Source organism: Pseudomonas migulae, from assembly GCF_024169315.1.
Taxonomy (GTDB): domain Bacteria; phylum Pseudomonadota; class Gammaproteobacteria; order Pseudomonadales; family Pseudomonadaceae; genus Aquipseudomonas; species Aquipseudomonas migulae_B.
On record NZ_JALJWR010000001.1, the window covers coordinates 3000628 to 3014139 of the forward strand.

Sequence of the window (13512 nt, forward strand, 5' to 3'; positions counted from 1 at the left end):
CCGCTCCCACAGGATTTGAGTCGATTGAAAGTGTTGTGATCGACACAAGACCTGTGGGAGCGGGCTTGCCCGCGATGGCGATCCGACAGACACCGCGATTAAATTCGCCCGGTCGGCGCATACGGCGCCGGATCAATGATCGGCGCCCTGCCCAGCATCACATCCGCAAACAACTGGCACGACGCCGGTGCCAGCACCAGGCCGTTGCGGTAATGCCCGCAGTTGAGCCATAGCCCTTTAAAACCCGGTACCCGGCCAATGTAGGGAATCCCCTCTGGCGAACCCGGTCGCAGCCCGGCCCAGTGCCCGACCACCTCGGCCTCGGCCAGCGCTGGAATCAGCTCAACCGCAGAGGCCTTCAGACTCTCCAGCGCAGCTTCGGTCGGGGTCTTGTCGAAGCCTTCATGCTCCAGCGTACTGCCAATCAGAATGTGTCCATCCCGACGAGGAATTGCGTAACGCCCCTTGGCCAGCACCATGCTCGGCAGGAAGTCGGCCGCGCACTTGTACAGGATCATCTGCCCTTTCACAGGCTCGACCGGCAATTCCAGCCCAAGACTCTTGAGCAAATCACCGCTCCAGGCGCCAGCCGTCAGCACCACTTGATCACCGTGGATCGCGCCCGACGATGTCTGCACACCGACAACGTTATCACCTTCACGGATAAACCCGCTGACTTCGCAATGCTCATGAATCGTCACGTTCGGCAACGCCAGCAAAGCCGCCTTGAGGGATTTCACCAGCCGCGGATTGCGCACGTTGGCCACGGCGGCCATGTAGATCGCCCGGGAGAAACCGGAACCCAGTACCGGCACGGCGTCATGCGCCGCCGAGATATCCACAGCCTTCAGCGGACGGTTTTCCCGCTCGGCCCAGGCCAGTGCCTCGGCCTCATCGTCCAGATCCAGCCAGTACAGGCCGGTGGTGTGAACCTCGGGATCAACTCCGGTCGCGGCAAACAGCCGCTCGCCGAGCTGTGGATAAAAATCCTGGGACCAATGGGCCAGTGCGGTGACTGCCGGGCTGTAGCGCCATGGGTAGAGCGGGGAAACGATGCCTCCCCCCGCCCAGGACGATTCCTGACCGACATTCGAACGGTCCAGCAGCACGACGCTCTGTACTTCGGATGCGAGATTGAACGCCGTCAGCAGGCCAATCACACCGCCGCCGACAATCACCACTTGCTGTTGCATGGTCATGTTCCGATCCAAACGTTAGATAGACAGAGGGCGCAAAAGGCGCCCGAAAAAAGAAACTCAGCGCCCCCAGCAATCCTTGGTGGTTACCCCGGTCTTTGCACCGACCATGCTCCTGACACCGGTGTTGGTGATGGTGAAATCGCCACACTTGTCAGTGGCCATGCTGCCGGCCTTGCGTGTGGCGGTCAGCAGGAAGGTCTGGTCGGTCAGGGTCGGGGTGATCGTGTAGTAGTCATTACCGGTGCTCAGAACGCTGATACCGGTGTAGACATTATTCTTCGAGTAAAACCGTTCGAGAATTTGCGCCTGCTCGGAGAGCAGACCGGCCACCTCAGCCCGACGCCCCTTTTTCACGTATTCGGTGAGGCTCGGGTAGCCAATGGTGATGACGATCCCGATGATCGCAATCACGATCATGATTTCGATCAGGGTAAAACCTCGGTTGGATCTGCGCATGCCTCAACTCTCACTCACTGAATTTGTCGCCACATGATGCGACGGCTGCCGCCACCGCCTTTTTCAACAAGCCTGGCCACCGCGCCACTGGTATCTCCTACGAGCTTACCGGTACCGCCGTTGACGATGGCGTTCAACATCGGAATCCCGCCCGTAAAGATCACACCACTGGACAACGCGTCGCTGCTGTCGACTAACCCGTCGCCGTTGGTGTCGAGTACCGCGTAGTTGAGCATCTTACCGCTGAACGCATCCAGCTCGACCAGTTTGCCGGTGCCGAAACTGGCGCAAGGGTCCGTTGTGTCCACGTTGGCCGTCGTAAATACGATGCGCCCCAGCACCAGAGCCGCCTGGTTGATCACCCGCTCACCGGTCAATACGCTGTTGTAGACCAGAGGCAGGTACCAGCCCTTCTCCGCCGGATAAGTCACTTCGTTCTGGCTGGTAGTGATGAACTGTCCCGAGCTTCCCGAGAACACGCCCGTCACCGACTGGATCTGCAAACTGGACGTGGTGATCTGCCCGGAACCGCCGTCCGCATCCCACACCGCATAAAACGCCTGCAAATCCTTGTTGGTCTTGTCGATGGTCTCGTTGAATTTGCCGGTGCCGAAAAACACTACTTTGCCGCCCAGGGAGTTGTCCGCGAGCAATGGCTGCGCAGTGATCGGCTGCGTGGCACCACCTGCTGCGGTGAACAACGGCTTGCCGGAAAACGCTACGCCCCAGTTGTCCGTGCTGGTGCCGCTTAAATCAAATTTCCACAGCCTTCCCTTCAGGTCGCCACCATAGGCGGCCTGCACCACATTCTGCGAGTTGACCTTGAGCTTCACCGACGACAAGCCGTTGGTGGTTTCCGTACTGTCGACCACGATTTTCTTGATCAGTGACCCATCAAGGGCATCCACCACGTACAACGCTGCCACGCCCGAGTTGCTGCCATAGCCGTTGGAGATGAACGCTGCCCACCGCCCATTCGACAAGCGTGCCACTTCCGGACGGGCGTAGGCATAACCCAGATCATTGAAAACGTTCGCCGGGTTTGCAGTCGCGGGAGCACTGATTTCCCACAACGCCTTGATCACGTTACTGGGCGAAGCGTCGAACAGCTGCAACGCGTAAAACGTCTTGCCACCCGCCCCTGTCCCGCCGATCGCCAGGGTTTTCCAGGCGCTGTTGAGTTGCGCATCGAACACGCCGACCTGGCCGTCGACCAGAAACTTGTGACTGACACCGTTGATGTAAGCGGTATCGGCGATATAGCGCAGCGATGGCAAGACACTGGAAGGCATGTAGGCATAGCGCCTGGCACCGTTACCCGTGTCGATGACGCTGACAAAACCGTCGTTGCCGTTGACCACCAGGCTATTTTTCATGTTGATGGCTTTTGTAGCCAGATAGGTGCTGTAGCTGGTGTCACCGGTCAGATCGGCCGCGGTTTTTTCCGTCGGCGAGGCCAGCACCAGTGGCGAGTTGATGATATCGCCGAGCAGCACGCTGCGCACCTTCAGGCCGGTTTTGTTGGTGCCTTTGCTCCACTCCACCAGATCAATGCCAGTGATACCGGTGGGAAGGCCCTGGCCCAGCACCGTCTGCTGCGCCGGGGAAAAACTGGTGAAGGCCAAAGTGATCGGCGCGTTGCTCGCAGTGTTCCAGGATTGGTAAACGGGAGCGGTGGCGCCGGGGACGATGGCCGTGTCGGTAGTCCAGAGCACCGCTGCGGTATTCACCGCGCCCGTAGCGGTGATCCCATAGGACTTGATCGTGCCGCGCCAATCCTTGGGGTCATAGCTGGTCTGATAGTAGGAGGAACCGACACCGACGATGGAACTGCTGGTAGTGCCACTTCCTCCTGAACCGGCCTTGGAGGTGATGTCGCTCAATGCCGATGACAACGCGGCATTGAGGCCGGCACTGTCCGCGGCCTGGTAGTACCTGCCTTGCCCGTAGGTCGCCGCATCCGACAACATCTGATTCGCGGCAGTGAAACCTACCGTGTAGGTGTTCATGTTCTGTTTGGGGAAATCCGTGGCGTTCCAGTTCTTGCCGGCGGCATCGGTACCGGTTGTGCGCATGTCGATGTCGAAGGCGAATTTGGCGATGTCGTCCAGATAAAGGGTATCGCCTTCGCCATCCCCCGAAAGGTTGTCACCATCGTTCGCGCTTTTGCCATCCCAGTTTGGCAAGCTGATGCCACCGAGCGGATCGTTGGTCGGAAACGTCCGGTCGAACGTAGGCAGGCCATCGGTGATCACCACGCCATAGTTTTTCTGGCATCGGTACTGGATCGGGCTGGTGTAAGTGGTTGGCGTGGAGTTGTAGTACGGCGCCATGCCGCGCATGTAGCGCGTGATCTCGTAATAGGTTTCCGCCAGCGGGGTATTGGCGATTGCACTCAAACCCGTGATCGATGAAATCAGGTCATCGAAGTTATCGTCCGCTCTATCCTGGGTAATGCTGCCAACGGGAGACAGATCACTGACTGCTCGGGCAATAAAACCACCGGGGCCGGAGTTGGAGCCCGTAGGCGGATTGAACGTCGACAGGCCGATACGTAGCGCGCGATTACTGGTAACGAGTTTTTTCGACACATCCTTCGCGACATTCATACGGTAATCGTTGGGGATGGCACCTGTGGTGAAGTCCCTGCTCGAACCCGTCACCAGACTCACCAGATAAGACAGATAGTCAGCCGTATAACGCGTGTTTTCATTGCCCACCGGATCGGGCAGCTTCAGGCATACCGATGACAGCCCCAAAAAGCCCCGATAGAAGCCGTACCAGTTGCCGTTGGTGGAGCAACCGCCGCGATTGAGGCTCGACAAGGCAATATTGGTATCGCTCATGTCCAGATTCTGACCGCCGAAACATGACGAGTTGGAATTGCAATTCGCAATTTGCGCCTGATTGGCTGTCGGATTGAAATCCGGCGCCCAAATGATGTTGTTCATGCTTCCCGAATCGTCGATCAGCAGCATCACGTTTGGCGGCACCGCCGCAGCGCTCAGCAGGGGCGAGTCAGAAGGCGAGAACGCGTACGCAGGAGCCGACAGGTACAGGCCCACTGCAACGCCGCAAAGCAGCCGCCAGATCCCGGAACACCTATCAGTACTTGGCATAGATGCTCTCCACCACACTGCGAACGTTATTGCCGACGATGGCCACTGCCGTGACCCGATAAAGCGTCGCAGAGGTGTTGCTCGGTACATTCACGGCGTTCAATGTGGTGCCGATGTTCTGCACCCCGTAGAAACCGTTGGCGGCGGCGATCCAGGTGACCCCCGAAGTGGAATTGAGACCGGCAGCCGTGAGGGTCGATGACTCGGCGGGCGGCAAACATTGATTGCCGCTGCAAACCGGCAATGCATAAGTACTCAGTTGCACCGCACTTTCACCGATGCGCAACACGGCTTCGGCGATCTGGAACGACTGATTGCGCAAGGTCACGCTGCTGGCCATTTTTTCCTGCAAGGTGGCGTTCTGCATTGATGAAAGGCCGATCAGCGTCAGCAACAGGAGGAACACCAGACTGACCAGCAATGCCATGCCTCGCTGGGAGCTCACAGAAGAAAAATTCATCGGCCCTCTCCCCTCATGGCAAGCGATTGCGCAATGCGGCAACGACGGTGAAGGTTTGCTCGCTTACGCGACTGTTCGGATCAAAGAGGGTGAGCGTCAAACGCACACTGCGGATTCGCGCAGGGTCGGTCGGGTTGGCGCTGTAACTGGAGGCCGCCGTATCGGTGGCCGATGCAGCAAGACCGAAGAGCACAGTGAAAGCCCTGACGTTATCGACCAGCACCGCCTGAGTTGGCGTCCCGATGCCACTGCCCATGGTCAATTGGCCGTTCTTGAGGCTGTAGATCAATCGTCGAATCGGAAACGCCAGTTGTCCCGTCGCAGGCGTCTGCACATTGGAATATGCCGTCGCTGTGTTTCGGCAATCGGAAACCACCGTCCAGGTGGGCGTACCGCCGCCCGCACCCACATCGGCGGTCACCAGGATCAGCTTGAGCGTGGAATTGTCCCAACTGATCGGCGCTACCTGACTGAGATAAAAACTTCCTCCCGCGCTGGCATCGGTAATCGTTCCCAGGCAACCAAACATCCCCACCATGCGAATTTCCTGAATCATCTTGCTCAGCACGAAACGCGCATCTTCCTGTATGTTCGCCGCCGCGTTCTGGCTGACGTAGGTGTTCTTGGCCGCGATAAAAACCTGCGCCACGCCGAGTACCACGACCAGGCTCAATGCCAGGGCGATCAGCATTTCGATCAGGCCGAAACCTCTGTTGAGCCGGTTCATGGCGTCGCCACCGGATCGACCGCGGCACGACTGGTCAGCACAAAGCTGCGTCGGGAATTGGCGGTGTTGGCTGCCCGGGAGTCGTCCCAGGTAATGGTGATGGTGTACACCCGCTGATTGAGCGTGACGCTGCCCGTGGCGGTACTGCCGAGGAAACTGACGATGTTGGAGGTGAAGTCGTAGAGATCCTGATCTCGCGCGACATTCAGGTTGCCCGACGTCGGTGGCGTGACGGTGTAATCGGCGCCGGAGTTGGCGCGGATGCGGTCCATCATGTCATAGGCGATGAAACTGGCCTGGCTGGTCATCCGCGAGCTGTCAGTGTATTTCAGCGCATTGAGCTGAAACGCCGCCGCCCCCAACAGCCCCACACTCAGAATCAACAACGCCACCAGAACCTCGATCAGCGTCATGCCTTCCTGTGCACGCTTGCTCCATCCCCTCATCCGCAACTTCCACCCAATAGAATTCGTCCGTTCAAACACACCGTCAGCGTCCTGCTTTGCGCCCCCAGCACATAACTGATCACCACCGCCGTGGACGGTGCCGACAGACCGCCCAGATTATTGAAATCGATGGCGGTCACCCCTGAGGTTAGCGTCAGAGTCGCGCCGCTGCTCATCGCTGGAACAACCCGCAATACATTGGCCGGAGTGCCAGTACTGTCGTAGACCGCCAATTCCCCGGTCCAGACGCTACCACCGGCCGTTGGCCGCACGCGGGTGGTAACGCCGCGGTCGATGGCTTCGAGTCGGGCGAAATTCAGGGCACGTTGCAGGTCGCCGATCTCAGTGTCGGCCTTGGTGCCTTGTACCGAACGGGTAAACGCCGGCACCGCCAGGGTAATCAGGATCAGAAAAACCGCGAGCGCGACGAGCAACTCGATCAGCGTGAAACCTTTTGTACGATGATCCATCGGTGCCCTCCGTTGCCGTCGGCTATACCTGCTGTCTACACGCTAGAACATTCGACCGACAGATGTTCGGTTGTTTTGCCATTACTCGCGCAAGGATTGCGCGGGCTACCGCTTTCCAGGGAGGGAGATTTCATGCGTCAGCAGGGTTTCAGTCTGGTTGAACTGCTCATGGGACTGATGATTGTCGGAATTGTTCTGCAATTGGTCAGTCCGGCGTTCGCAGCGCTAACGGAATCGAACCATCACGAGGAGGCAGCGCAGTCACTAGCCAGCGGTATGCGCAGCGCCAGAAGCGAGGCGATATCGCGAAACCAGACCGTCGTCATTCACGGGATTAACGACGATTGGGGCCAAGGCTGGCGGATGATTCTGGATTTAAATGGCAAGGGACATGAGGACAGCAGCAATCCGCTGCTGGTCGAACGTCGAAGTGACACTCAAGTGCCGGTTTTCGGCAATCACTACGTCAGGACTTCCGTACGATTCAGCCATCTGGGCGAACCTGTGCACGGTGGCTTTCAAGCGGGGACAATACACGTTTGCGCAAAACGCGAGCCGGTGAGCCAGCACCAGGTGGTGCTGGCTCCCAGCGGTCGCGTCAGCCTGCGTAGCATCAAGACTGTACAGGCGTTGTGCGAGGGAGGAGAAAAATCAAAGCAGCGAACGGACCCGTAACTCTTTAGGCATGGAGAACGTGATGTTCTCCTCGCGACCGGCCAGCTCATCGGCTCCGGTAGCGCCCCAGGCCTGCAGTTGTTGAATCACGCCGCGCACCAGCACTTCCGGTGCAGAGGCACCCGCGGTGATGCCGATACGCTCGACACCATCGAACCAGCTTTTTTTCAGGTCTTCGGCGCCATCGATCAGGTAGGCCGGAGTGGCCATGCGTTCGGCCAGCTCACGCAGGCGATTGGAGTTGGAGCTGTTCGGGCTGCCGACCACCAACACCACGTCGCATTCGTTAGCCAGTTGCTTGACGGCGTCCTGACGATTTTGCGTGGCATAGCAGATGTCGTCCTTGCGCGGACCACCGATGGCCGGGAAGCGTGTACGCAGGGCGTCGATGACGCGGCTGGTATCGTCCATGGACAGGGTAGTCTGGGTCACGAACGCCAGTTTTTCAGGGTTATGCACCTGCAACGCGGCAACGTCTTTTTCATCTTCGACCAGGTAGATCGCGCCACCATTGCTGCCATCGTACTGGCCCATGGTGCCTTCGACTTCCGGGTGACCGGCGTGGCCGATGAGGATGCATTCACGGCCGTCGCGGCTGTAACGCGCAACTTCGATGTGCACCTTGGTGACCAGCGGGCAGGTCGCATCGAACACTTTCAGGCCTCGGCCGGCGGCTTCGGTGCGCACCGCCTGGGAAACGCCGTGGGCACTGAAGATGACGATGACGTCATCCGGCACCTGATCCAGTTCCTCAACGAAAATCGCGCCGCGAGCACGCAGGTCTTCAACGACGAATTTGTTGTGCACCACTTCGTGGCGAACATAGATCGGCGGCCCGAAGACTTCCAGGGCGCGGTTGACGATTTCGATCGCCCGGTCCACACCGGCGCAGAAGCCACGGGGGTTGGCGAGTTTGATTTGCATGCTGTGCCTCGTGTCTTGCGCGCAAGAAATAGCGAAAACGATGAAAACTACTGTGGGAGAGCCTTTGTGGCGAGGGGATTATCCCCGTTGGGGTGCGAAACGCCCCTAAACCCAACTACCACGGTCTTGAAGGAGCGCGCGGTGTCTTATTTACGATTGCTTCGCAATCGAACGGGGATAAATCCCCTCACCACAGAAGCTCGCTCCCACAGATTACAGCGATTTGACGCTGATGATCTCGACGTCAAAGGTCAATGTCTTTCCGGCCAGCGGATGATTGAAGTCGATGGTCACTTGCTCGTCATCGAACTCTTTCACTACGCCAGGCAGCTCAGTATTCGCCGCATCGTTGAAGATCACCAGCAAACCCGGTGACAAGTCCATGTCCTTGAACTGCGAACGCGGGATGATCTGTACGTTTTGCGGGTTCGGCTGGCCGAACGCGTTTTCCGGCTGGATCGTCAGCGTACGCTTGTCGCCAGCCTTGAAGCCGAACAGGGCCGCTTCGAAACCTGGCAACAGGTTACCGTCGCCGACCTTGAAGGTCGCCGGGGCTTTGTCGAAGGTGCTGTCGACGGTGTCGCCGTTCTCCAGGCGCAGTGCAAAGTGCAAGGTGACTTCCGTGTTCTGGCGGATGCGTTGCTCAGCCAATACCTGTTCAGTCATGAACGGCTTCTCCGGTTTTTTTGCTTTTGAACATGTCCAGCGCCAGCATCACGGCACCGACAGTGATTGCACTGTCGGCGAAGTTGAACGCCGGGAAATACCAGCGGTTCTGCCAATGCACCAGAATGAAATCGATCACATGGCCCAGGGCAATGCGGTCATACAGATTGCCCAGCGCGCCACCGAGCACCAGGGCCAGCGCAACGGCCAGCCAGGTTTCGTTACGCCCCAGACGCTTGAGCCACACCACCAGCACTGCACTGACCACGATCGCGATCAGGGCAAACAACCAGCGCTGCCAGCCCGAGCTGTCGGCCAGGAAGCTGAACGCTGCGCCGGTGTTGTAGGCCAGGGTCCAGCTGAAGTAATCGGGGATCACCACGATCTGCTGGTACATCTTCAGCGAGCCTTCAAAGTAGAACTTGCTGGCCTGGTCAATGACCAGGACCAGCAAACTCAACCAGAGCCAGCTCAGCCGTCCGAAACGGCCAATGGCATTAGGCATAGTGACGAACCTCGCCAGCGCCGCTGATGTTATCGACGCAACGACCACAGATTTCCGGGTGCTCCGGGTTCACGCCGACGTCTTCACGGCAGTGCCAGCAACGGGCGCACTTGGCGAAGGCCGACTTGACGATTTTCAGCTTCAGGCCGCTGACTTCGGTGACCACCGCGTCCGCTGGTGCCTGAACAAAAGGCGCAACGCTGGCGGTCGAGGTGATCAGCACGAAACGCAGTTCGTTGCTCAGCTTGGCCAGGTCCGCGCTCAGCGCGTCTTCGGCAAACAGCGTCACTTCGGCTTGCAGGTTGCCACCGACGGCCTTGGCCGCGCGCTGGATTTCCATTTCCTTGTTCACGGCGACCTTCACCGCCATGATCCGCTCCCAGTAGGCGCGGCCCAGTTCGACGTTGTCCGGCAGTTCGGTCAGGCCTTCGTACCAGGTGTTGAGCATCACCGATTCGTTACGCTCGCCCGGCAGGTATTCCCACAGTTCGTCGGCGGTGAACGCGAGGATCGGCGCGATCCAGCGCACCAGCGCTTCGGAGATGTGATACAGCGCGGTTTGCGCCGAACGGCGGGCCTTGCTGTTGGCGCCAGTGGTGTACTGACGGTCCTTGATGATGTCGAGGTAGAAACCGCCCAGCTCCTGCACGCAGAAGTTGTGGATCTTGGAATAGACGTTCCAGAAGCGGTATTCACCGTAGTGCTCTTGCAACTCGCGTTGCAGCAACAGGGTGCGGTCCACGGCCCAACGGTCCAGCGCCAGCATGTCTTCGGCCGGCAGGATGTCGGTGGCCGGGTTGAAACCGGTCAGGTTCGAGAGCAGGAAGCGCGCGGTGTTACGGATCCGCCGGTAGGCGTCCGCACTGCGTTGCAGGATCTGCTCGGACACCGCCATTTCGCCCGAGTAATCGGTGGAAGCGACCCACAGACGCATGATGTCGGCGCCCAGGGTGTCGTTGACCTTTTGCGGCGCGATCACGTTGCCCAGGGACTTGGACATCTTGCGACCGGACTCATCCACGGTGAAGCCGTGGGTCAGCAACTCGCGGTAAGGCGCGTGGTTGTCGATGGCGCAACCGGTCAGCAAGGAGGAGTGGAACCAGCCACGGTGCTGGTCCGAGCCTTCCAGATACAGGTCGGCACGCGGGCCGCTCTCGTGGCCCATCGGATGCGAACCGCGCAGGACGTGCCAATGCGTGGTGCCCGAATCGAACCAGACGTCCAGGGTGTCGCTGATCTTGTCGTACTGCGGCGCTTCGTCACCGAGCAACTCGGCAGCGTCCATCTTGAACCAGGCTTCGATGCCTTCGACTTCGACTCGCTTGGCGACTTCTTCCATCAGCTCGGCGGTACGCGGGTGCAGTTCGCCGCTTTCCTTGTTCAGGAAGAACGGGATCGGTACGCCCCAGTTGCGCTGACGGGAGATGCACCAGTCCGGACGGTTGGCGATCATCGAGTGCAGGCGCGCCTGGCCCCAGGCCGGGACGAACTTGGTGTCTTCGATGGCTTTGATCGCCCGCTTGCGCAAGGTTTCGCCGGTCGCGGGTTCTTTGTCCATGCCGATGAACCACTGCGCAGTGGCGCGGTAGATCAGCGGGGTCTTGTGACGCCAGCAGTGCATGTAGCTGTGTTCGATGATCGTGGTGTGCAGCAGCGCGCCGACTTCGGTCAGTTTGTCGACGATGGCCGGGTTGGCTTTCCAGATGAACTGGCCGCCGAAGAACTCCAGCGACGGCACGTAAACGCCGTTGCTTTGTACTGGGTTGATGATGTCATCGTTGACCATGCCGTATTTCTTGCAGGTCACGAAGTCGTCCACGCCGTAGGCCGGTGCGGAGTGAACCACGCCGGTGCCAGCGCCCAGTTCCACGTAGTCGGCCAGGTAAACGGGCGACAGACGATCGTAGAACGGGTGACGGAAGTTGATCAGTTCCAGTTCTTTACCGGTGGTGGTCGCGATGACCGAGCCTTCCAGGCTGTAACGGGCCAGGCAAGACTCGACCAGCTCTTCAGCCAGGACCAGCAGTTTGTCGCCGACGTCGACCAGGGCGTAGTTGAATTCCGGGTGAACGTTCAGCGCCTGGTTGGCCGGGATGGTCCACGGGGTGGTGGTCCAGATCACGATCGAAGCAGGTTTGCCCAGCGATGGCAGACCGAAAGCGGCAGCCAGTTTGGCTTCATCGGCAATCGGGAAGGCCACGTCGATGGTCGAGGACTTCTTGTTCTCGTACTCGACTTCCGCTTCAGCCAGGGCCGAACCGCAATCGAAGCACCAGTTCACAGGCTTGAGGCCCTTGAACACGAAACCGCCCTTGACGATTTCCGCGAGGGCACGGATTTCGCCGGCCTCGTTCTTGAAGTCCATGGTCTTGTACGGGTTGGCGAAATCGCCCAGCACGCCCAGACGGATGAATTCGGACTTCTGCCCTTCGATCTGCTCGGTGGCGTAGGCACGGCACAGTTCACGGGTCTTGTCCGCGCCCAGGTTCTTGCCGTGGGTCACTTCGACTTTGTGCTCGATCGGCAGACCGTGGCAGTCCCAGCCCGGAACATAAGGCGCGTCGAAACCCGATAGGGTCTTCGAGCGGATGATCATGTCCTTGAGGATCTTGTTCAGCGCATGACCGATGTGAATCGTGCCGTTGGCGTACGGAGGACCGTCGTGAAGTACGAACTTCGGACGATCCTTGCCAATTTCGCGCAACTTACCGTACAGGCCAATGCTGTCCCAGCGCTGCAGAATCTGCGGTTCGCGCTGAGGCAGGCCGGCCTTCATTGGGAAGGCGGTGTCCGGAAGGTTTAGCGTGGCTTTATAGTCGGTCATTTATGGCTCTTCATTAGCGATTGGCGCTAGGTGCGACAGGGCACGGGCGGCGGCGACATCCGCATTGATCGCCGTCTTAAGCGCCTCCAGAGAGGCGAAACGCTGCTCTTCACGCAGCTTGTGGTGGAAAACCACCGTCAAACGCCGGTCATACAGATCGCCGGCAAAATCTAAAAGATGCACTTCGAGGTGGGCCTTGCCATCCCCTTGGACCGTTGGCCGCACGCCGATATTGGCGACGCCTGGCCAGGTCTTGCCGTCGATGTCGATGTCGACCAGAAAAACTCCGGATAACGGAACACGACGGCGCTTGAGTTGAATGTTGGCGGTGGGCGTACCCAGCTGGCGCGCCAGCTTCTGGCCGTGCAACACACGCCCGGTAATCTGGAACGGACGACCGAGCAGGCGTTCGGCCAAGGCAAAATCTGCAGCGGCCAGGGCATTTCGCACCTGGGTGCTGCTGACGCGAATGCCGTCCAGCTCAACGGTTTGCGCCGCTTCGACGGTGAAGCCTTGCATGACGCCGGCTTGTTGCAGGAAATCGAAATCCCCTACCCGGTCACAGCCGAAGCGGAAGTCGTCACCGACTTCGAGGTGCTGTACGCCGAGGCCGTCGACCAGGATGGTATCGACGAACTCGCTGGCGCTGAGCTTGCTCAGGCGCTGGTTGAAGGCCAGGCACAGAACCCGGTCGACACCTTCGTCAGCCAGCAGCTGCAGCTTGTCGCGCAGACGGGCCAGACGGGCCGGTGCCGTATCCGGGGCGAAGAATTCCCGCGGCTGCGGCTCGAAAATCACCACGCAGCTGGGTACGCTCAACTCGAGCGCTCGCTCACGCAGCCTCGCCAGGATAGCCTGGTGGCCACGGTGAACACCGTCAAAGTTGCCAATAGTGGCGACACAGCCCCGATGCTGGGGGCGCAGGTTGTGGAGGCCTCGAACCAGCTGCATAACGCGCTTCTTGCTCATAAAGTGGTCGATTATAACCACACCCGGCGGCCGACGACAGGCAACACCGTAACCCAAAGTGATCGAGCCGAC

General features: G+C 59.4%; 13 protein-coding genes. 1 reads left to right on the forward strand and 12 read right to left on the reverse strand.

What is annotated here, in order from left to right:
• Positions 1-98: 98 nt before the first annotated feature.
• Genes thiO through J2Y86_RS13760 form a run of 7 tightly spaced genes read right to left on the reverse strand, consistent with a single transcriptional unit; the run spans position 99 to position 6877 of the window.
• Positions 99-1199, reverse strand: a complete 1101-nt coding sequence (gene thiO, locus J2Y86_RS13730; protein WP_253432175.1) for a glycine oxidase ThiO — start codon at positions 1197-1199, stop codon at positions 99-101.
• Between the two features lie 57 nt (positions 1200-1256).
• Positions 1257-1655 (reverse strand): type IV pilin protein, encoded by a 399-nt coding sequence (locus J2Y86_RS13735; RefSeq protein WP_253432178.1) that lies wholly within the window; start codon positions 1653-1655, stop codon positions 1257-1259.
• Positions 1656-1669: 14 nt separating this feature from the next.
• Positions 1670-4774 carry a pilus assembly protein gene (locus J2Y86_RS13740; protein ID WP_253432181.1) on the reverse strand — a complete coding sequence of 1035 codons (3105 nt, stop codon included), beginning with the start codon at positions 4772-4774 and terminating at the stop codon, positions 1670-1672.
• Complete coding sequence (locus J2Y86_RS13745; RefSeq protein ID WP_253432184.1) at positions 4761-5234, reverse strand: pilus assembly PilX family protein; 474 nt, start codon at positions 5232-5234, stop codon at positions 4761-4763. Before J2Y86_RS13745 ends, J2Y86_RS13740 begins: the two co-directional genes overlap by 14 nt.
• 13 nt (positions 5235-5247) lie before the next feature.
• The gene (locus tag J2Y86_RS13750; protein ID WP_253432187.1) at positions 5248-5961 is read right to left on the reverse strand and encodes a PilW family protein; all 714 of its coding nucleotides are present in this window, start codon (positions 5959-5961) and stop codon (positions 5248-5250) included.
• Positions 5958-6407, reverse strand: a complete 450-nt coding sequence (gene pilV / locus J2Y86_RS13755) for a type IV pilus modification protein PilV (protein WP_253432190.1) — start codon at positions 6405-6407, stop codon at positions 5958-5960. The genes J2Y86_RS13750 and pilV overlap by 4 nt, the downstream gene beginning before the upstream one ends.
• Complete coding sequence (locus J2Y86_RS13760; protein ID WP_253432192.1) at positions 6404-6877, reverse strand: GspH/FimT family pseudopilin; 474 nt, start codon at positions 6875-6877, stop codon at positions 6404-6406. Before J2Y86_RS13760 ends, pilV begins: the two co-directional genes overlap by 4 nt.
• A 132-nt stretch (positions 6878-7009) precedes the next feature.
• Between J2Y86_RS13760 and J2Y86_RS13765 the strand changes: the two genes are divergently transcribed.
• Positions 7010-7552 (forward strand): GspH/FimT family pseudopilin, encoded by a 543-nt coding sequence (locus J2Y86_RS13765; RefSeq protein ID WP_253432194.1) that lies wholly within the window; start codon positions 7010-7012, stop codon positions 7550-7552.
• On the opposite strand, the gene ispH is transcribed toward J2Y86_RS13765, so the two are convergent.
• The 5 genes from ispH to ribF form a co-directional block, all read right to left on the reverse strand.
• Positions 7529-8476 carry a 4-hydroxy-3-methylbut-2-enyl diphosphate reductase gene (ispH, locus tag J2Y86_RS13770; protein WP_253432197.1) on the reverse strand — a complete coding sequence of 316 codons (948 nt, stop codon included), beginning with the start codon at positions 8474-8476 and terminating at the stop codon, positions 7529-7531. The two genes, J2Y86_RS13765 and ispH, sit on opposite strands and share 24 nt — an antisense overlap.
• A gap of 213 nt (positions 8477-8689) precedes the next feature.
• The gene (gene fkpB, locus J2Y86_RS13775) at positions 8690-9127 is read right to left on the reverse strand and encodes an FKBP-type peptidyl-prolyl cis-trans isomerase (RefSeq protein ID WP_178082362.1); all 438 of its coding nucleotides are present in this window, start codon (positions 9125-9127) and stop codon (positions 8690-8692) included.
• A 7-nt stretch (positions 9128-9134) separates the two neighbouring features.
• A complete protein-coding gene (gene lspA, locus J2Y86_RS13780; RefSeq protein ID WP_253432199.1) occupies positions 9135-9647 on the reverse strand; it encodes a signal peptidase II in 513 nt (170 codons plus the stop codon).
• Positions 9640-12471, reverse strand: a complete 2832-nt coding sequence (gene ileS / locus J2Y86_RS13785) for an isoleucine--tRNA ligase (RefSeq protein ID WP_253432201.1) — start codon at positions 12469-12471, stop codon at positions 9640-9642. The genes lspA and ileS overlap by 8 nt, the downstream gene beginning before the upstream one ends.
• Positions 12472-13422, reverse strand: coding sequence for a bifunctional riboflavin kinase/FAD synthetase (ribF, locus tag J2Y86_RS13790; protein ID WP_084319501.1), 951 nt, complete (start codon positions 13420-13422; stop codon positions 12472-12474).
• Positions 13423-13512: the final 90 nt, after the last annotated feature.

What these genes read in the sequence shown, in the direction of transcription:
- J2Y86_RS13765 (WP_253432194.1), top strand. Translation starts at nt 7,010, where the DNA reads ATGCGTCAGCAGGGTTTCAGTCTGGTTGAACTGCTCATGGGACTGATG.
- ribF (WP_084319501.1), bottom strand. Translation starts at nt 13,422, where the DNA reads ATGCAGCTGGTTCGAGGCCTCCACAACCTGCGCCCCCAGCATCGGGGC.
- J2Y86_RS13735 (WP_253432178.1), bottom strand. Translation starts at nt 1,655, where the DNA reads ATGCGCAGATCCAACCGAGGTTTTACCCTGATCGAAATCATGATCGTG.
- J2Y86_RS13750 (WP_253432187.1), bottom strand. Translation starts at nt 5,961, where the DNA reads ATGAACCGGCTCAACAGAGGTTTCGGCCTGATCGAAATGCTGATCGCC.
- J2Y86_RS13745 (WP_253432184.1), bottom strand. Translation starts at nt 5,234, where the DNA reads ATGAATTTTTCTTCTGTGAGCTCCCAGCGAGGCATGGCATTGCTGGTC.
- J2Y86_RS13740 (WP_253432181.1), bottom strand. Translation starts at nt 4,774, where the DNA reads ATGCCAAGTACTGATAGGTGTTCCGGGATCTGGCGGCTGCTTTGCGGC.
- J2Y86_RS13760 (WP_253432192.1), bottom strand. Translation starts at nt 6,877, where the DNA reads ATGGATCATCGTACAAAAGGTTTCACGCTGATCGAGTTGCTCGTCGCG.
- pilV (WP_253432190.1), bottom strand. Translation starts at nt 6,407, where the DNA reads ATGAGGGGATGGAGCAAGCGTGCACAGGAAGGCATGACGCTGATCGAG.
- ileS (WP_253432201.1), bottom strand. Translation starts at nt 12,471, where the DNA reads ATGACCGACTATAAAGCCACGCTAAACCTTCCGGACACCGCCTTCCCA.
- thiO (WP_253432175.1), bottom strand. Translation starts at nt 1,199, where the DNA reads ATGACCATGCAACAGCAAGTGGTGATTGTCGGCGGCGGTGTGATTGGC.
- lspA (WP_253432199.1), bottom strand. Translation starts at nt 9,647, where the DNA reads ATGCCTAATGCCATTGGCCGTTTCGGACGGCTGAGCTGGCTCTGGTTG.
- ispH (WP_253432197.1), bottom strand. Translation starts at nt 8,476, where the DNA reads ATGCAAATCAAACTCGCCAACCCCCGTGGCTTCTGCGCCGGTGTGGAC.